The sequence below is a fragment of the Enterobacter vonholyi genome, from assembly GCF_008364555.1.
GTDB lineage: Bacteria > Pseudomonadota > Gammaproteobacteria > Enterobacterales > Enterobacteriaceae > Enterobacter > Enterobacter vonholyi.
This window is the reverse complement of sequence record NZ_VTUC01000009.1, coordinates 108,812-127,389: the sequence shown is the minus strand read 5'-3', so window position 1 is coordinate 127,389 and position 18,578 is coordinate 108,812. Positions and strand designations below refer to the sequence as shown.

15 protein-coding genes, 1 tRNA gene and 2 pseudogenes are annotated in these 18,578 nt (G+C 55.4%); 10 read left to right on the top strand and 8 right to left on the bottom strand.

Features of this window, described 5'->3' with window-relative positions:
• The first annotated feature begins 647 nt into the window (after positions 1–647).
• From F0319_RS14995 to F0319_RS14975, 5 genes are all read left to right on the top strand, one after another.
• Entirely contained in the window at positions 648–1,409 is a 762-nt protein-coding gene (locus F0319_RS14995) for a winged helix-turn-helix domain-containing protein (RefSeq protein ID WP_149367286.1), read from the top strand.
• Between the two features lies 1 nt (position 1,410).
• Positions 1,411–1,890 carry a hypothetical protein gene (locus tag F0319_RS14990; RefSeq protein WP_149367285.1) on the top strand — a complete coding sequence of 160 codons (480 nt, stop codon included), beginning with the start codon at positions 1,411–1,413 and terminating at the stop codon, positions 1,888–1,890.
• 189 nt (positions 1,891–2,079) lie between these two features.
• A complete protein-coding gene (locus F0319_RS14985) occupies positions 2,080–3,018 on the top strand; it encodes a GlxA family transcriptional regulator (protein WP_149367294.1) in 939 nt (312 codons plus the stop codon).
• 85 nt (positions 3,019–3,103) lie between these two features.
• Entirely contained in the window at positions 3,104–4,102 is a 999-nt protein-coding gene (locus tag F0319_RS14980) for a class I SAM-dependent methyltransferase (RefSeq protein ID WP_111964286.1), read from the top strand.
• Between the two features lie 72 nt (positions 4,103–4,174).
• Positions 4,175–4,615 carry an acetyltransferase gene (locus F0319_RS14975; protein ID WP_149367284.1) on the top strand — a complete coding sequence of 147 codons (441 nt, stop codon included), beginning with the start codon at positions 4,175–4,177 and terminating at the stop codon, positions 4,613–4,615.
• 127 nt (positions 4,616–4,742) lie between these two features.
• On the opposite strand, the pseudogene F0319_RS22380 reads toward F0319_RS14975, so the two are convergent.
• Both F0319_RS22380 and F0319_RS14960 read right to left on the bottom strand, forming a co-directional pair.
• Positions 4,743–4,960, bottom strand: a pseudogene (locus tag F0319_RS22380) (virulence RhuM family protein); the annotation flags it as partial.
• A gap of 59 nt (positions 4,961–5,019) precedes the next feature.
• Positions 5,020–5,361, bottom strand: a complete 342-nt coding sequence (locus F0319_RS14960; RefSeq protein WP_149367283.1) for a SymE family type I addiction module toxin — start codon at positions 5,359–5,361, stop codon at positions 5,020–5,022.
• Positions 5,362–5,486: 125 nt separating this feature from the next.
• Here F0319_RS14960 and F0319_RS14955 point away from each other — a divergent pair.
• Together F0319_RS14955 and F0319_RS14950 are read left to right on the top strand one after the other, a co-directional pair.
• Positions 5,487–5,722: pseudogene (locus F0319_RS14955) on the top strand (toxin-antitoxin system HicB family antitoxin).
• A complete protein-coding gene (locus tag F0319_RS14950) occupies positions 5,695–6,291 on the top strand; it encodes a biosynthetic peptidoglycan transglycosylase (protein WP_149367282.1) in 597 nt (198 codons plus the stop codon). The pseudogene F0319_RS14955 and the gene F0319_RS14950 overlap by 28 nt, the downstream one beginning before the upstream one ends.
• Here F0319_RS14950 and F0319_RS14945 read toward each other — a convergent pair.
• Positions 6,238–6,888, bottom strand: coding sequence for a hypothetical protein (locus tag F0319_RS14945; protein ID WP_149367281.1), 651 nt, complete (start codon positions 6,886–6,888; stop codon positions 6,238–6,240). The genes F0319_RS14950 and F0319_RS14945 overlap by 54 nt on opposite strands.
• 109 nt (positions 6,889–6,997) lie before the next feature.
• Positions 6,998–7,092 (bottom strand) — tRNA-Sec (locus F0319_RS14940).
• Between the two features lie 287 nt (positions 7,093–7,379).
• Here F0319_RS14940 and F0319_RS14935 point away from each other — a divergent pair.
• Positions 7,380–8,771, top strand: a complete 1,392-nt coding sequence (locus F0319_RS14935; RefSeq protein ID WP_149367280.1) for a glycoside-pentoside-hexuronide family transporter — start codon at positions 7,380–7,382, stop codon at positions 8,769–8,771.
• Positions 8,772–8,783: 12 nt separating this feature from the next.
• Positions 8,784–11,102: an alpha-xylosidase gene (yicI, locus tag F0319_RS14930; protein WP_149367279.1), complete on the top strand. Its 2,319-nt coding sequence runs from the start codon at positions 8,784–8,786 to the stop codon at positions 11,100–11,102.
• A gap of 55 nt (positions 11,103–11,157) precedes the next feature.
• On the opposite strand, the gene F0319_RS14925 is transcribed toward yicI, so the two are convergent.
• Positions 11,158–12,861 carry an AsmA family protein gene (locus F0319_RS14925; protein WP_149367278.1) on the bottom strand — a complete coding sequence of 568 codons (1,704 nt, stop codon included), beginning with the start codon at positions 12,859–12,861 and terminating at the stop codon, positions 11,158–11,160.
• Between the two features lie 119 nt (positions 12,862–12,980).
• A complete protein-coding gene (gene xanP / locus F0319_RS14920; protein ID WP_023309879.1) occupies positions 12,981–14,372 on the bottom strand; it encodes a xanthine/proton symporter XanP in 1,392 nt (463 codons plus the stop codon).
• Positions 14,373–14,597: 225 nt separating this feature from the next.
• On the opposite strand from xanP, the gene gltS reads away from it, so the two are divergent.
• Complete coding sequence (gltS, locus tag F0319_RS14915; protein WP_149367277.1) at positions 14,598–15,800, top strand: sodium/glutamate symporter; 1,203 nt, start codon at positions 14,598–14,600, stop codon at positions 15,798–15,800.
• Between the two features lie 2 nt (positions 15,801–15,802).
• Here gltS and recG read toward each other — a convergent pair whose 3' ends face one another.
• Entirely contained in the window at positions 15,803–17,884 is a 2,082-nt protein-coding gene (gene recG / locus F0319_RS14910; RefSeq protein WP_149367276.1) for an ATP-dependent DNA helicase RecG, read from the bottom strand.
• Between the two features lie 3 nt (positions 17,885–17,887).
• Positions 17,888–18,577 (bottom strand): tRNA (guanosine(18)-2'-O)-methyltransferase TrmH, encoded by a 690-nt coding sequence (gene trmH, locus F0319_RS14905; RefSeq protein WP_047059694.1) that lies wholly within the window; start codon positions 18,575–18,577, stop codon positions 17,888–17,890.
• Position 18,578 lies beyond the last annotated feature (1 nt).

Genomic DNA, 18,578 nt, shown 5'->3' with positions numbered 1-18,578 from the left:
ATTTTCGAAGCAATTAAGCATTGCACGGTGTGAGCCCACTATACTCAGGGCGTTAAATAGGTAACCTGAATTAATCTTAATTTGTTTTAAGTACGTTTTAGGTGTAGCGTCAATTTCTCCTCGCTAAACCGGCTTTTGCTTATCTGCCTGTAAATAATCATACTGGTAGTTTTTATTGAAAAGTTGGCTTTAATAAATGTTTTGTAAGGAAATAGTCTGCGGACGTCATGTGATGCGGGTAGTTACTGACGGTGGCTAACAATTTTGCGCCGAAATTGTTAATTAAGACGACAGCTTTCGAACTTGTTGTAATTTCGAAACCCGCTGGCAGAGCGCGTCCCCTCTGCTTTTTATCAAAAAAACAAATTAAGCACGCTGAATAATTCAGACAACGATGGCTAAAGCGTTCAACGGGCGCCTTTGTCGAGTTTTGTCAGTGTCAAGACGGCTTTAAATGGCGGTTAAGAAAACTTCAGACCGGTCAGATAAAGAGAAAGGAAAAATAAGATTTTTCGCCAGGCGCCAGGATATACAGTTGCGCAATTATCCGTCACATTAATCCTTACACAGGCGAGGGATACGCAGGTTAACCGTGAAGGGAATCTACTGGAGCAACAGGCGTTGACCGGAGGTATTTAGCCCATTCTATGCATAAGCATTACATTATTAATGGCCTGGTAGAGTTTCACCCAGCCGCCAGCACATTACGCGATCTCAACAATCCTGACCGGGTGGTGGTATTAAATTCCCCGGCGGGCCGCTGTTTGTTGTTATTAATAGAAAGGGTCGGAAGTATTGTGACTCAACAGGAGTGCATGGATATTGTCTGGCAGCGCCGGGGGATGCTGGTTTCGCCTAATACCTATTACCAGAACATTTCTATTCTGCGCAAAGGTCTGAAGAAGGTGGGTTTCGAAACCGATCCAATTGTCACTATCCCGCGCATTGGACTCACGCTCGCAAGCGATACGCAAATCACCATTAAAGAGACGCAGCCGCAGGCTGAAGAGGAAGAATGTGCTGCTCCGGATATCTGTGAAGAGACTGTCGCCCCGACGGTCTTGAGAAACCGCTTCTGGCTGTCGGGCGCGCTGGTGCTATTGCTGATGCTGGCTGGCGTGAGCGTTATCAGCCATAACCTGCTGCATGACAGCTATTTCGTAGACGGGTACCGCTTCGCGATGAAGATGGGCGAGTGTCAGCTCTATTTTTCTCGCGATATTGAAACGCAACGCGATAGGGATAAAGCCCTGGCCTATGCCGCCCCGTTTAAAGACCAGTGCGCGAACTATCCCTGGGTGTATGTCAGCGGATACATCCTGCTGCCTCGCGCGTCGGTCATTCGCTGTGACAGACCGATGACGGAACCCAACCGCTGTATGTCCGATTATTTTATAGAGGATCGCTAGTATGGTTCGCTACCGTCAAACGCTTGTTGCGCTCTGCCTGTGCCTGTTGATGGGGGCTGTCGTGGCGGCGTATTACCTCTGGCATCGCCATTACATCCAGCCCTTTTCCTGCCAGGCGAACTTTATTCAGCATCACCGTGATGAAACGCTTTCTCTGTGGCTGAATTACACCGTGGAAGGCAACAACGGAATACTCAGTATGAATGGTCGGCTGAAAAGCGATCCCACGAAGACCCTGAATCGCAAAGTTTTCTTTCAGATTGAGCGCAAAGACAGCGTCTATAATCTGACGTCTATACGCAATATGAAATTTCCGGACGACAACATCAGCGACAGCTGGCTGGAGAAGTACGAACCCTTATTTTTTATCTATCCGAATAAGAATATTTATATGCGAATTAAGAAACAGCAGAATGAGAATTATTTATTTATTCTGGGAACGCTCCCGACCTATGTGTGCCACACGTCAAAAAACGGATAGCGACAGGGAAAAATATTTTTAAGTTTTTGCGACCATCATTTATGCTTGATTTAATAGCCAGGACCTATCTTAGGAAAATATAACAGCAACAATAATGTTGCGATAATGTAATTATTCTTCGGCAAGTTAATGAAAACTTTAATTGATGATAGCGTCAGAATGACGCCTGCGCGGAAAAAATCCCTGCATATGGGGTTACTCCTGTGGCCTCATTTCTCGCTTTTCGCATATTCAGGATTGATAGAGGCGTTACGTATTGCTTCCAGCGTCCAGAAGCGTAGCCAGAAAATACGCTTTAAACTCAGCCTGATAAGCACTTATCCCGACTTACCGGTAGTGAGCAGCTCAGGACTCAGCGTGCGGCCCGAGGCCGCCCATGCGCCGCCCGGCGACTTCGACTATATTGCGGCGATCGGTGGAGGTCTTGATCATCTTCACCAGGGACACCGTGGCGACAGAGCGTTTCTCACGGATGCTCATCACAACAACGTTCCCCTGATTGGTATTGGTACCGGCAGCTTTATTCTGGCGGAGGAAGGCTTATTGAACGAGCGCCGAGCCTCGATCCATCCTCATCACCATGACGTTTTCACGCAGCGCTTTCCGCAGGTTTATGCTGAGCAAGGCCTCGATTTTATCGACGAAGGCGATGTACTGACCTGCCCGGGTGGGATCTCAACGCTCACCCTGGTAACGGCGCTGATCCGCGCCCACGGGGGAGACGACATTGCGGCCACCACCTCCCGGCGTCTGTCTCTTCCTCCGCATGATGCCGCCACGCCGCGGCCCGCGAATATCGCCATGATCCCTGATTCGCGCCTGCGCAGGGCGGTGACGATCGTCGAACAGTATCTGACTCACCCGCTCAGCGCCGCCAGGCTCGCGCAGGACGTTAAGCTGAGCGAACGTCAGCTTAATCGCCTGTTTCACGCCGAGTTTGGCAAAACGGCGCGGGAATTTATTCGCAGCGCCAGGCTGCGCTATGCCTGCTGGCTGCTGAAAAACTCTCAGCAAAGCGTTACGGATATCGCGCGACGGATGCGGTTTAGCGACTGCGCCCACTTTATTCGTCATTTTCAGACCGAGTACGGCTGCACGCCGGGGGTATGGCGCACGTCGCAGAACTGATGCACCTATTTCGTGCTTTCTTCGTAGGGTATTACTGGCTCGCCTGGATAGACTTCCGTTAAAAGCCTAACGGAGGGAAGACGACATGAACTGGCAGCCTTTTCGCGGCGATGCACCGGAAAATATGACGATTTTCAGCGCGTCATTTCCCGACGTCAGCGACCAGTGGCCGATGAAAGACGATGCTGCCCGTGAGATCGCCTCCCTTGACCGCGCCTTGAAAGCGGAGCCGGCGCTTCGGCCGCCGCGGGTGGAATACGACGAAGGGGGGCTGGCCGTGCTTGTCCCGCAGAATCGCTATTCCGAACAGGCCTTTCGCAACCGCCCGGCGCTCACCGCGTGGCGCACCCGGCTGGTGCCCTCCGCGCTGGCGCTGTTTGTGGTGCAAAACCCGCTGGAGGACCGCCTGCCCGACGGCACGAAAATGGACAGCGACAGCCGCCAGTGGTTTATCCACGCTAACGATGCGGTTGGCGTGCGTTCTCGCGCCCGGGTGCTGGCCGCTCTGGTGGATAAGTACATTCATAATGAAAGCGAGAACAACTGGGTCAGCCTCGCGAGCGGCGCCGCCATCCCGGTGCTGGAGGCGCTGCGCGAAGCAAAGCTTGATGGCCAGCAGGTCTATCTCACGCTGGTGGACAAAGACCCGGTGGCGCTGAGCTGGGCGGAAACCATGGCGGCGCAGGAAGGCATTGTGGTGGGCGAACAGCTGACGCTGCTCAGGCGCAACCTGCTCCATACGCTGGTGCGTAATGAGGACCTGCTGCTGGAGCTGGGCGAGCATCAGGCCGAACTGGTCGACGCGCTGGGGATATTTGAATACTTCAACGACGTCGATGCGGTGACTTTCCTCCAGCGCGCGCTGCGGCTGGTCAAGCCCGGCGGGGCGGTGATTGTGTCGAACATGCTCACCAGCAGTCCGCACATTGACTTTGTGCTGCGGGGTATCGGCTGGGAGGATATTTACCCGAGGTCGTTACAGCAGCTGCAGGATATCCACCTCGCGGCGGGCGTGCCGGTGGAAAACGTCACCGTAGTAGTGCCGAAGGACGGAGTGTACGCAGTGATGGAGATTAGGGGTTAGCGCGATCGGTGTGGGGGGGCAGAGCGCAAAGCGTGGGTTGAAATAGTTCGATTTTCCAATCATGATCCCCCCATGAAAATAGAAACCGCACTCCCCACACACTTCGAACGTCTGGTCGCGATCTGGGAATCCTCCGTCCGCGCCACCCATCACTTTTTACAGGAAAGCGATATTGCGGCGCTGCGCCCGCTATTGCTCAACGCGTATTTGCCTGGCCTCAGCGTCGTGATGGCCCGCGATGACGCAGGCATTATCCACGGCTTTTTAGGCGTGGATGAAAACCGCATTGAAATGCTGTTTGTGGATGATGCTAGCCGGGGGAAGGGCGTCGGGAAATTGCTGCTGCAATATGCCATCGCAGAGTTTGGCGCGAACGAGGTGGATGTGAATGAGCAGAACCCGCAGGGCGTGGGATTTTATCGCCATATGGGGTTTGAGCAGGTCGGGCGCTCGGAACTGGACTGGCAGGGGAATCCGTTTCCGTTGCTGCATATGCGGTTGAATCGGGATTAGCGCTTAGCCTGCTTATCCCATTTTAATATTCTCTCCTTCGGCTTCTTTCAGGAGGCGTTGCTTCTTTTCATACTGACTGTATTCCGGGCACGCCTTCTCGTCCGCCATTTTCTTGCTGAACTTGTCAGTAAGCCTTACAGGTTGCTTTTTTTAGCTCACCTACTTCTTAGATTGCTTTGATATGCGGAGTAATTGCCTGAGGCGTGACGTGATAAAGTGTCGCTCTGGCTGCGACAGCCAGAAAGTTTCATGTTCGAAGCGACATCTGATGCGAATAGTTGCGTCATCGCTGGCAAACATAACAAATTCGCCAGCCCGAGATGGGATGACGCCATTGCCTGCCATGTCGCCTCCACATCCTCAACGATTAACGCACCAGGCATGTAGTATGCCAGAAACAGCCGCTAAGCCAGGTGGTTTGTATTTGATTTTGCGAGGCGCTTTCCAGCATGCGGAATTTGGATTGCCGCAAGCGCGTCTACTATCTTAACGAGCTTTGCCTTCGTCCGTTTATAATCATCCTGCAACCGCTGCTTCTGCTCGTTATACGCCAGCAGAACGATGCACCCTTTCATCACCTTAACCGTGACCTGCTGCCCGGTATCAAAACCCGCCGCGCGCAGCCACTTATCGGAAAGGATGATTTTCGGCGTGGATTTGTCGAAAACATTCGGGCGGTATCCCACAATTAACGAACGCTCGGTTCCGGATTGGTTGGTGTCTGGGGTAGAATGCGAATCAGCCATAATCAACTCCTTGATAGATGGTGAGGTCAGATGCTCCGGTTGTGTTCCCGCATATCGGAGCGTTGCTAGTAGAGGAGGTTTAGGTGGCCTCCTATATGTGTCGGAGTAGATGGATAGGTGGCCTTATGTCAATCATATCGCGTGAAAAAAAACAAAAGGCGGTGGGCAGTCTCCGCAGTTTAAGATGCGAATTGATCCGGCATTGAAGGAACAATTGGATGCTGTGGCTGCTGAGGAAGGGGTGAGCCTCGCTAGCTGGTTAAAGGAACTGGCTAGAGAAGCTTTAAAGCATAAAGGCATCACTCGAAAGGTTAAATTTGAAAAGGGTAAAAAATGGATCAGCCTAAGAATGGACAAATAATTAGAGATGTTAGGAATATTTTTATTTGTCTCAACTACGATTTATTTGAAATATCAAATAAGATGCAAAGCGTCGATAATTATTCTGAATTTGATGATTTTGAATTTTTGGTAATGTCCTTAGAAGATCGAAGGTTTTTGAGACACTGTGGATATGACTTCAAAGCTTGTCTAAGAGAGATATTCAAATTTCTTTCCAGAAGAAGGCATGGTGGCGCTAGTACTATTGATATGCAAATGGTACGGACAATAACTAATTTTAGGGATTTAACCTTTTATAGAAAATTATATGAGATTATATTGTCAATTTTAGTTAATTACAAGTTTTCAAAGAAGCAAATTATTCGATGCTATTTAAAAAATGCCTTTTTCGGGACAAGGTTGTATGGTTATGAAGCCGCTGCAAGTAAAACTTTTAACAAGCAATTTGAATCCCTTGATTATTATGAAAAAGCATTCCTTGCAGCAATGTTATTAAGGCCAAAGCCATTGGTAGAGAATGAAAAATGGAGACAATCAGTCATTATCAGAGCGATGTATGCGCAAAGAATGAGGGTTTTTGTGAAATAGGGCAAATATTAGTGTAAAAAAACCCGCTTTGTTTAAATTATATTGATTTAGTTTCTCACAATTCCCATTTCTTATTGTTGACCATTTTTTGTCGCTAATGTTAATTAATGCTTTAGATATTTCTCTTAAACCATCAAAAGCGAGAGAATAATTAATCCTTAAATCTTCAAGTTTGACTTTTTTGTTTTTTCTAATGCAGTCGTCGATTATTCTATGAGCTTTAAAAAGGTAATGATGAACATTTTTTTCAAGATCAATTGCTAAGTGTGCTAGGCCTAAAGATCTTAGCTCTAAAAAATAAGACGTTAAGTTTTCATTCCATTTAATAACTGATTTTCGATAATCTAAACGTGATTTTTCTATTTCTTCTGTATTGTTGTTTATGAAATTTTCAATTAGATTTCGGCCATAAAATATACGCATTCCGGCATCTTTTTCGATATTGCTGGCTATTTCTTTTATCCGTTCTATTTCTTTTTGAGTTTGATTTATTTTTATCTGATGTAAAAAACTCTTCCTTTGGAACCGCTGTGATAGAAGTGCTCCAACTACACCAGTTAACAAAAAGGTTATAATTATTTTGAATATCTCAAACATAAATTCTCATCCTCAAACAAAAATTTATCCTGCATAGTAAGCAAATATTACACTATTAATAGTAATGATTAAAATAGCGTACGAGAGAAGTGAAGTAGGATGGCATTTTTGGCGGAAGATCACAGGAGTCGAACCTGCCCGGGAACGCTGGCGTCCCCAACTGGATTTGAAGTCCAGCCACCTCACCGGAGATGACGATCTTCCGCGCCTCGATTGCTACATGGAGGCGGGGCGCATTATAGCTACTTTCAGGCATTTACCACATACCCCGACACACTTTTTTCACCTCTCTTTTGACCTGTACACCCCTGTTTCAGTTAATTCCTAAGAAAATCCTCAGGTTAGCCTTTTGTGCTCTTCGACATTTACCGCGATCACAAAAAACAAGAAACGTAATCTGCTAACCAGAAAACGCAATACCCACCCCTGAAACAATGGTTTAAAACTCTGTAACCGGTCTCAGCGCCCCCTACAGCGTGAAGGATAAAAAAATGAGCGAAGTATTGTCAGTAAAAGAGAAGATTGGCTACGGCATGGGAGACGCCGCCAGCCACATCATTTTTGATAACGTCATGTTGTACATGATGTTTTTCTACACCGATATTTTCGGCATTCCCGCCGGGTTTGTCGGCACCATGTTCCTGCTGGCGCGCGCGCTGGATGCGATCTCCGACCCGTGCATGGGGCTGATTGCCGACCGCACCCGCAGCCGCTGGGGCAAGTTCCGACCGTGGATTTTGTTCGGCGCGATCCCGTTCGGCATCGTCTGCGTGCTGGCCTACACCACGCCGGACCTCAGCCTCAACGGTAAACTGGTTTACGCTGCAGTGACTTACACCCTGCTGACCCTGCTCTATACCGTGGTCAACATCCCCTACTGCGCGCTGGGCGGCGTGATCACCAACGACCCGACGCAGCGTATCTCCCTTCAGTCCTGGCGCTTTGTGCTGGCGACCGCGGGCGGCATGCTCTCCACGGTGCTGATGATGCCGCTGGTTAACCTCATTGGCGGCGACGATAAGGCGTTCGGCTTCCAGGGCGGCATCGCCGTGCTGTCGGTGGTCGCGTTCCTGATGCTGGCGTTCTGCTTCTTCACCACCAAAGAGCGCATCCAGGTGCCGCCGAGCACCACCTCTATGCGGGAAGACCTGCGCGACATCTGGCACAACGACCAGTGGCGCATCGTTGGCGTGCTCACCATCCTCAATATCCTCGCCGTCTGCGTGCGCGGTGGTGCGATGATGTACTACTGCACCTGGATCATGGGCTCGCCGGAGGTGTTCGTCGCGTTCCTCACCACCTACTGCGTCGGCAACCTCATTGGCTCCGCGCTGGCGAAACCGCTCACCGACTGGAAGTGCAAGGTCAGCATCTTCTGGTGGACCAACGCCGCGCTGGCGGTGGTCAGCGTGGCGATGTTCTTTGTGCCAATGCATGCCACCGTGCTGATGTTCGGTTTCATCTTCGTCATTGGTGTATTGCACCAGCTGGTGACGCCGATCCAGTGGGTGATGATGTCCGATACCGTCGACTACGGCGAGTGGACCAACGGCAAACGCCTGACCGGCATCAGCTTTGCGGGCACCCTGTTCGTGCTGAAGCTCGGCCTGGCGCTGGGCGGGGCGATGATCGGCTGGATGCTGGCAGGCGGCGGCTACGATGCGGCAGCCAAAACCCAGAACAGCGCGACCATCAGCATCATTATCGGCCTGTTTACCCTGGCCCCGGCTGTCTGCTACGTGCTGAGCGCCATTATCGCCAAACGCTACTACACGCTGAAAACCCCCTTCCTGACCAAAATCCTGGGCGAGCTGGCGCAGGGCGCGCGCCGCAACCAGCAGGAGTTTGAAAACCTGCCGGTCAGCAAAGAATTACAGAACTAAGAGGACGAGAGCATGAAAATCAGTGATGGAAACTGGCTCATTCAACCGGGCCTGAACGTGACGTATCCGGTTCAGGTGTTCGACGTGGAGCAGCAGGGCAATGACCTGGTGGTATTTGTTGCGCCGCGCGACGTGCGCGAGCGTACCTGGCAGCTCGACACGTTGATGTTCACGGTGCGCCTGTTTGCCCCACAGGAAGGGATTATCGGGGTGCGCATCGAACATTTCCAGGGCGCACTGAATAACGGCCCGCACTATCCGCTGAACGTTCTGAAAGACGTGAAGGTAGAGATTGAAAACAACGCCGATTTTGCCGAGCTGAAAAGCGGCAGTATCAGCGTGCGCGTCACCAAAGGCGAGTTCTGGGCGCTGGATTTCCTGCGTAAAGGCCAGCGCATTACCGGCAGCCAGCTGAAAAACAACGGCTACGTGCAGGACAGCAACACCGACCGCAATTACGTGTTCGAGCGTCTGGATCTGGGCGTGGGGGAAACGGTCTACGGCCTGGGCGAGCGCTTCACCGCGCTGGTGCGCAACGGCCAGACGGTCGAAACCTGGAACCGCGACGGCGGCACCAGCACCGAGCAGTCCTACAAAAATATCCCGTTCTACCTGACCAACCGCGGCTACGGCGTGCTGGTGAATCATCCGGAGAACGTCTCGTTTGAAGTTGGCTCCGAGAAGGTTTCCAAGGTGCAGTTCAGCGTGGAAGGGGAATATCTGGAATACTTCGTGATCGACGGCCCGACGCCAAAAGAGGTATTAAACCGCTATACGCAGTTCACCGGGCGTCCGGCGCTGCCGCCTGCGTGGTCGTTCGGCCTGTGGCTGACCACCTCGTTCACCACCAACTACGACGAAGCGACGGTGAACAGCTTTATCGACGGCATGGCCGAGCGCGACCTGCCGCTGCACGTGTTCCACTTCGACTGCTTCTGGATGAAGGCCTTCCAGTGGTGCGACTTCGAGTGGGACCCGGTGACCTTCCCGGATCCGGAAGGGATGATCCGCCGCCTGAAAGAGAAAGGGCTGAAGGTCTGCGTGTGGATCAACCCGTACATCGGCCAGAAATCCCCCATCTTCCGGGAGCTGAAAGAGAAGGGCTACCTGCTCAGGCGCCCGGATGGCTCCCTGTGGCAGTGGGACAAATGGCAGCCGGGGCTGGCGATTTATGACTTCACCAATCCGGACGCGTGCCGGTGGTATGCCGACAAGCTGAAAGGCCTGGTAGATATCGGCGTCGACTGTTTCAAGACCGACTTTGGCGAGCGTATCCCGACCGACGTCCAGTGGTTTGACGGATCCGATCCGCAGAAGATGCACAACCACTACGCCTACATCTACAACGAACTGGTGTGGAACGTGCTGAAAGAGACGGTGGGGGAAGAAGAGGCGGTGCTGTTTGCCCGTTCGGCGTCCGTGGGTGCGCAGCAGTTCCCGGTGCACTGGGGCGGCGACTGCTACGCCAACTATGAGTCGATGGCCGAAAGCCTGCGCGGCGGGCTGTCGATTGGTCTGTCCGGCTTTGGGTTCTGGAGCCACGATATCGGCGGGTTCGAAAACACCGCCCCGGCGCACGTCTACAAGCGCTGGTGCGCGTTCGGGCTGTTCTCCAGCCACAGCCGCCTGCACGGCAGCAAATCCTACCGCGTGCCGTGGGCATACGATGACGAGTCCTGTGACGTGGTGCGCCACTTCACCCAGCTGAAGTGCAGGCTGATGCCGTACCTGTATCGTCAGGCGGCGCTGGCCCGCGAGTTCGGCACGCCGATGCTGCGCGCGATGATGCTGGAATTTCCGGACGATCCGGCGTGCGATTACCTCGACCGCCAGTACATGCTGGGGGATTCGGTGATGGTCGCGCCGGTGTTCTCCGAGGCGGGCGACGTGCAGTTCTACCTGCCGGAAGGACGCTGGACGCACCTGTGGCACAACGACGAAATTCAGGGCAGCCGCTGGCATAAGCAGCAGCACGATTTCATGAGCCTGCCGGTCTACGTGCGCGACAACACGCTGCTGGCGCTAGGCAACAATAACCAGAAGCCGGACTATGCGTGGCACGAGGGAACGGCCTTCCAGCTGTTTAACCTGGACGATGGCGCAACGGCGGTGAGCGAAATCCCTGCGGCGGACGGCTCCGTGGCGTTTACGCTGAAGGCGTCACGTCGGGGCGACATCGTGACCTTTACCGGCGCGGGAGACGCGCAAAACTGGTCGGTGTGCTTGCGCAACGTGCAGAAGGTGAGCGGCGTGAAGGGCGGTTCGCACGCGGGCAGCGAGTGGGGTGTGGTGGTGAAAGCGGAGGGCGATGAGGTGGTGGTTCACCTTTAATTCCCCTAACCCTCCCCCCCAAAGGGGCGAGGGAATGGTTTGCTTCCTCTCCCTTTCAGGGAGAGGGCTGGGGTGAGGGTGGTGTTGAAACCACCCCGCCCGTCATCGTCTGCTGCACCTGCTGTTTATCCATATTCACCGCGCTCAGCTTCCCATTCACCGTCGGCTTCAGCGGGGCATTCGCCTGCACGCTGCCGCTGGCGGTGAGCTGAATATTGCCGTCGCCCGTAATCGGCAGAGCAGGCCAGCCCCACTGCTGCAGCACGTTGAGCGGTACGCCGCGCCCGTTCAGGCTTACCTTAGTCTGCCGCTGCGGGAGTTGTGAAACGGTCGCCGTGGCTTCCAGAATGCCTTTTTCGGTAAATGCGCTCAGGTCGGTAATGTTCACCGTGGCGGCGTTGGCATTCAGCGCCAGCGACGGGCGGCGCACGTCGACGCGGTTAAAGGTCGCCGCCGCGCCGTTCAGGGTTGCGCTCCCGCCCCAGACGCCCCACTGGCGATCTTTCACCAGATGCAGGTTTGCGCCATAACCGTCCAGAGAGGTGATCTGCCAGGGGAAGGCGGGATCGATGTCGATCACCAGGTTACGGCTCAGGCCGAATTTTTGCAGCGTGACGCTGTTCAGCCATTCCGGCAGAGGCTCCATCCACAATGCTTTCCAGTTCTGCGGTAGGGTGTACTCCAGTCCGGCGATGGCGACATCGTCCAGCACCAGCGCTTTACCGTCGCGTAGCCAGTTGCCCGAGGTGCGTACCATGCCGCCCTCCCAGCGGGAGGTGAACTGACGCAGCGCCATGCCCTGCGGGGAAAACTCCGCATTCAGGATCGGGTCGAAAAGATGCAGCGAGCCGTAGATAAACTCGCTGGCGTTCATGGACAGACGACCTTCCTGGCTCTGCCAGTCACCTTTGCTTAGAGTCAGGTTGCGCAGGCTTAAATCGAGATCGGTCACCGCCCAGTCCGGGCCCTGAAGCCGGGCGTCGGTCACGTCCAGACGACCAATCTGCAAAGAGGGAATGGTGCCCAGCGGTGCGAAGAACGCCGTCAGCGTTTTATCGCTCTGCAGGCGGATCTCGTTGAGGCGCATGGTGTCGATAATCCAGCTCCCGTCGGCGTTGCGCAGGGCGGAGCCGGTGAGTGAGCCACGAGCCATGTCGGCGCCAATCGTTTTCAGCACCACCTCCTTGCCGTTAAGCTGGCCCTCGATCAGCACGTTGGTGGCCGGTACGCCGTTCAGGGTCAGCGAGCCCGCGCTCATCTGAATCTGCGCGTTGTTCCCCAGCACGTTGCCCGCTTCCGGCTGCCACGGGCTGACGCCGCCCGTGACCTTCTGCGCGCTCAAATCCCATTCGGTATTCGGGCTGTTAAACGCCATGTTGTTCAACTGCAGGCGATCCGCCTGGAAAGGCAGCGGCGCCGTCTGCGGCGAGAGATTCAGCGTGCCGTCGAAGAGGGTGATGGTGTCCATGTGCAGCGGATCGGTTATCTGACGGCTGCTCAGGCCAATATCGACTTTTTTGGCTACCAGCGTGGCGGGTTTACCGTCCCGACCAAAGGTGACATTTTCCAGAATGATGTGGGAAGGCGACGAAAAGCGGTGAGTCATCTTGTCGAAACTGAGTTCGTAGTCGGTATTCACCGTTACCCAGCTGCTGACCTGAGACGCGCCCCAGCGGGTCTGGAGCAGAATATAGAGCGCCAGCATCACAATGAGCAGGGCTACCAGAAGATAGATGAGGAGCTTTCCAATAAATTTCATGGTCTTCCATCCCGCAAAACGCACATAAGGGAGTTATGCACGATTTATGCGCAATCCTCAAGGCGGGAATGGTGTAATTCGATGTCACGGCAGGCATTGACTGCCTGCCGTGAGAGAAATCAATTTTTCTCAGGCGGGAAAACGAGGTTTAGCACGATAGCGGTGATACCGCCCGCAGCAATGCCGGAAGAGAGCAGGTTTTTCACCCAGTCAGGGGCAAACTGCAGGATCAGCGGCTGCTGGGAAACGCCCAGACCAACGGCCAGCGACAGCGCGATAATCATGATCGCGCGGCGGTTCAGTGGTTCGCGGGAGACGATACGCACACCGGAGGCTGCGATAGTCCCGAACATCACCAGCGTTGCGCCGCCCAGCACTGGCTCAGGGATGTGCTGCACAAAGCCGCTTACCGCCGGGAACAGGCCGAGGACGATCAGCATCAGCGCTACTACAAAACCGACGTAGCGGCTGGCCACGCCGGTCAGCTGGATGACGCCGTTGTTCTGGCCGAAGCAGGAGTTCGGGAAGGTGTTGAATACCGCAGAGACAAACGAGTTCAGGCCGTTCGCCAGCACGCCGCCTTTCAGACGCTTCATATACAGCGGGCCGGATACCGGCTGCTCGGAGACGTCCGAGGTAGCGGTGATATCGCCGATGGTCTCCAGAGAGGTGATCATAAAGACCAGCATCAGCGGCAGGAGCAGCCCCCAGTCAATGCCCAGGCCGTAGTACAAAGGCGTGGGGACGACGATCAGTGCGCTGTTGGTCGGCGCGGTGTTCTCCGGCAGCATGCCCAGCGCCCACGCCAGCAGATAGCCTGCCGCCATGGCAATCACCAGCGAGGCGACGCGCAGGTAAGGGTTACGCTGACGGTTAAGCAGAATAATGATGGCCAGCACCACGCCTGCCAGCAGCAGGTTTTTCGGTGCGCCGAAGGTGTGGTCGCTCATTGCCGCATAACCGCCGCCGATGGACGTCAGGCCCACCTGAATCAGCGACAGTCCGATAATCATGACGACCACGCCGGAAACCAGCGGGGTGATAACGCGGCGAGCCAGATGCAGAACGCGGGAGATCACCATCTCCGTACAGCTGGCCAGCATCAGCGTGCCGAACAGCGCCGCCATCATGGTCGGAACATCCGCACCGCCGGTTTTCAGGGCCGTACCGCCCATGATCAGCGGTGCCACGAAGTTAAAGCTGGTGCCCTGAATCGACAACAAACCCGACCCCACCGGACCCCACGCTTTAATTTGAATAATCGAGGCCACGCCGGAGGCGAAAAGAGACATGCTGATAATGTGCTGCGTGTCCTGCGCCGGTAAGCCGAGCGCCTGGCAAATCAGCAGCGCCGGAGTGATCACCGCAACAAACATAGCCAGAAGATGCTGGCAGGCGGCGAAAAGCGTTTGCGGCAGCGGCGGGCGGTCTTCAAGGCGGTAAATCAGTTCGCTATTTTGCTTCTGCGCAATCGGTTGCGCATCAGGCGACTCTATGGTGTTAACGGACATCGGCGGCAATCCCACGGTGGAAAAGCGGGCATTTTATCTGACCACCTGGTAAAAGCAAACGATTGCCAGCAAAAAAAGGGAAGAAATTCTGCCGCTGTGAGCAGGTTTTCTACAACGCATCGGAAAAAAAAATTACACTTTTTGCGCCGGGGGCTCATGAAGAGCGCAAACCGGCCCAGGATAACGCCGCGTGTGTATGGAACACGCGCAAAAAAGGAGCCTTCTATGATTCATCTCGATACGTTGTCGACCCTTGTTGCCGCAACGCTGGTCTTACTGCTTGGTCGTAAGCTGGTACATAGCGTTTCCCTTCTGAAAAAGTACACCATTCCTGAACCCGTCGCCGGCGGCCTGCTGGTAGCGCTGGCCCTGCTGGTGCTGAAAAAAAGCCTGGGCTGGGAAATAGATTTTGATATGTCCCTGAAAGACCCGCTGATGCTGGCCTTCTTTGCCACCATTGGCCTGAATGCCAACCTGGCGAGCCTGCGCTCGGGCGGTAAGGTGCTCGGCGTATTCCTGATTGTGGTGGTGGGGCTGCTGCTGATGCAAAACGCCATTGGCATCGGCATGGCAACGCTGCTGGGGCTGGATCCGCTGATGGGGCTGCTGGCGGGGTCGATTACCCTTTCGGGCGGTCACGGAACCGGGGCCGCGTGGAGCAAGCTATTCATCGAACGCTACGGCTTTGAAAACGCGACGGAAGTAGCGATGGCCTGTGCCACCTTTGGCCTGGTGCTGGGTGGCCTGATTGGCGGCCCGGTGGCGCGTTATCTTGTGAAGCACTCTACCACGCCGGACGGCAGGCCGGACGATGAGCTGGTGCCTACCGCCTTTGAAAAGCCGGACGTTGGGCGCAGTATCACCTCGCTGGTGCTGATTGAAACCATCGCGACGATCGCCATCTGCCTGACCGTGGGCAAAGTGGTTGCGCAATGGCTGGCGGGCACAGCGTTTGAGCTGCCGACGTTTGTTTGCGTGCTGTTTATCGGGGTGATCCTGAGCAACGGTCTGGCGCTGATGGGCTTCTACCGCGTGTTTGAAAGGGCGGTGTCGGTGCTCGGCAACGTCTGCCTCTCGCTGTTCCTGGCGATGGCGCTGATGAGCCTCAAGCTGTGGGAGCTGGCCTCGCTGGCGCTGCCGATGGTGGCGATTCTGGCAGTGCAAACCCTGTTTATGGCGCTGTACGCTATGTTCGTCACCTGGCGCATGATGGGCAAAAACTACGATGCGGCGGTGCTGGCGGCGGGGCACTGCGGGGTTGGTCTGGGGGCAACCCCAACGGCTATCGCTAACATGCAGGCGATCACAGAACGGTTCGGGCCATCGCACATGGCGTTTCTGGTGGTCCCGATGGTCGGGGCGTTCTTTATTGATATCGTCAACGCGCTGGTTATCAAGCTATACCTGATGCTGCCAATGTTTGCCTGAAATCAGGCGTTGGAATACCGCTCGGTTTCCGGCATCCAGCGCTCAATTAACGCTGCCGCCTGTTCGGGGTAGCGTTCATGAATGTGGCGCGCAAGGCGCTGAACTTCCGGGATCATAGCCTGATCGCGCAGCAAATCCGCCACTTTGAATTCCGCATTCCCCGTCTGGCGCGTGCCCAGCAGTTCACCCGGGCCGCGGATCTCCAGGTCTTTTTGCGCAATCACAAAACCGTCGTTGCTGTCGCGCAGCACCTGCAACCGCATCTGGGCGGTTTTCGAGAGCGGGGCTTTGTAGAGCAGGACGCAGTGGGAGGCTACCGCGCCACGGCCAACGCGTCCGCGCAGCTGGTGGAGCTGGGCAAGGCCCAGGCGCTCCGGGTTTTCGATAATCATCAGGCTGGAGTTCGGGACGTCCACGCCCACTTCAATGACCGTCGTGGCGACCAGCAAATGCAGCTCGCCCTGCTTAAACGACTGCATCACCGACTGTTTTTCAGCGGGCTTCATGCGTCCGTGAACCAGACCCACGTTCAGCTCCGGCAGCGCCAGCTTGAGTTCTTCCCACGTGGCTTCGGCAGCCTGCGCTTCCAGCAGTTCAGACTCCTCGATCAGCGTACAGACCCAGTAGGCCTGACGTCCTTCGTGGGTGCAGGCGTTGCGCACGCGGTCAATAATATCGCTGCGACGCGTGTCAGGAATCGCGACCGTTGTGACCGGCGTACGTCCCGGCGGCAGTTCGTCGATGGTGGAGGTATCCAGATCGGCGTAGGCGGTCATTGCCAGGGTGCGCGGGATCGGCGTGGCGGTCATGATCAGCTGATGCGGGTGGAAGCCCTGTTGAAGGCCTTTTTCCCACAGCGCAAGACGCTGATGGACGCCAAAGCGGTGTTGTTCATCGATAATCACCAGCGCAAGGCCGCTGAACTGCACCTGCTCCTGGAAGATAGCGTGCGTGCCGACAATCATCTGCACCTGCCCGCTGGCGATGGCTTCCTGCTGCGCAAGTCGCGCTTTGCCTTTTTGCTTCCCGGCAAGCCAGCCCACTTCAATCCCCAGCGGCGCGAACCAGGCGCGGAAATTGTTGGCGTGCTGTTCAGCCAGCAGCTCGGTCGGCGCCATAAGCGCGACCTGTTTACCGTGGGAAATCGCGCGCAGGGCTGCCAGCGCGGCAACCAGCGTTTTACCGGACCCTACATCGCCCTGCACCAGGCGCATCATCGGCACGTCGAGCGCCATATCGCGTTCAATCTCAGCGGTGACGCGCGCCTGCGCGCCGGTGGGTTTAAACGGCAGAGAGGCCAGCAGCTTATCTTTGAGCGCATCATTCTGGCTTAAGGGCTGAGCGTGGAAGCGCTGCGCGCCCGCACGAAGCGCCAGCATGCTCAGGTTATGCGCCAGTAATTCCTCAAGGATAAGACGCTGTTGGGCGGGGTGTTTGCCGCTTTCTAAATCGCTGAGCTGCAGCGTTGGCGGCGGACGGTGCAGGGTTCGCAGCGCCTCGGGCAGGCTCATCATGCCCTGCGCCAGCTCGGGCGGCAGCAGCTCGGTAATGGCGCAGGTATCCAGTAGCTCCAGCGCCTGATCGGTGAGCTTACGCAGCGTCGCCTGCTTGATGCCTTCGGTCGTCGGGTAAACCGGGGTGAGCGTCTCCTGCAGCTCCGGCGTGCTGAGATCGCCCTGCACGCGGTACTCCGGGTGGATCATCTCTGCGCCGTATTTCCCGCGTTTGGCTTCACCATAGGCCAGCACCCTGCGGCCCGTCGCCAGGCTGTTTTTCATCGCCGCGCTGAAGTTGAAAAAACGCATGGTAAGGATGCCGGTGCCGTCGCTAATCTGGCAGGTCATCATCCGGCGTCCGCCGAAGGTGATATTGCAGTTCAGTACTTCGCCTTCAACGGTGGCGTAAATGGCGGGAAGGAGATCGCCAATCTTATAGAGCTGGGTGCGGTCTTCGTAACGCAGGGGGAGGTGAAGCAGGAGATCCTGCACGGTGTGCAGGCCAATTTTCGCCAGCTTATTGCTTTGCGCCGCGCCCACGCCCGTCAGGCTGTTAAGCGGGATGGCATCCAGCAGGCGGCCTTTCATCGCTTACCCGGCGTACTGCATGGTGGCCCACCACTCGGCATCGGCTTCAATTTCGCCCTGCGCGTTGACGTGGGGGTAAGGCAATTTTTTCTGCTTCGCAACGCGAGCCAGCACCGGATAACCACCTTCAAACAGCAGGCGCTGCTGTTCATCTTCCGGCAGCATGCTGTTGCTGCGCTCGTACATCCCCGCGTTCTGACGCTGGCGCTGCGCTTCATAAAGAATGAGCGCGGACGCCACGGAGACGTTGAGAGACTGGACCATGCCGATCATCGGAATGATGATGTCCCGATCCGCCAGATCCAGCGCTTCCTGGGAGATCCCGGTTTTCTCCTGACCCATTAAAATGCAGGTCGGGCGGGTATAGTCGATCTCGCGGAAATCTACGGCTTTAGCGGACAGGTTAGTGGCAAGGATCTGCATCCCGCGCCCTTTCAGGTGCGATACGGCTTCGCCAATGGTGTGATGATTTTTGACGGACACCCAGCTGTTGCTGCCTGCCGCCGCTGAGACCGTATTTCGCATACGGCCATCCGGCCAGACGGCGTGCACTTCATGCACACCGACAGCATCTGCGGTACGGACGATGGCAGAGACGTTATGAGGTTTATGCACCTGCTCCATGCAGACCGTCAGGTCAGGCTGACGCCTGGCGAGCATTTCGCAGATACGTGCATAACGTTGTGAATTCATA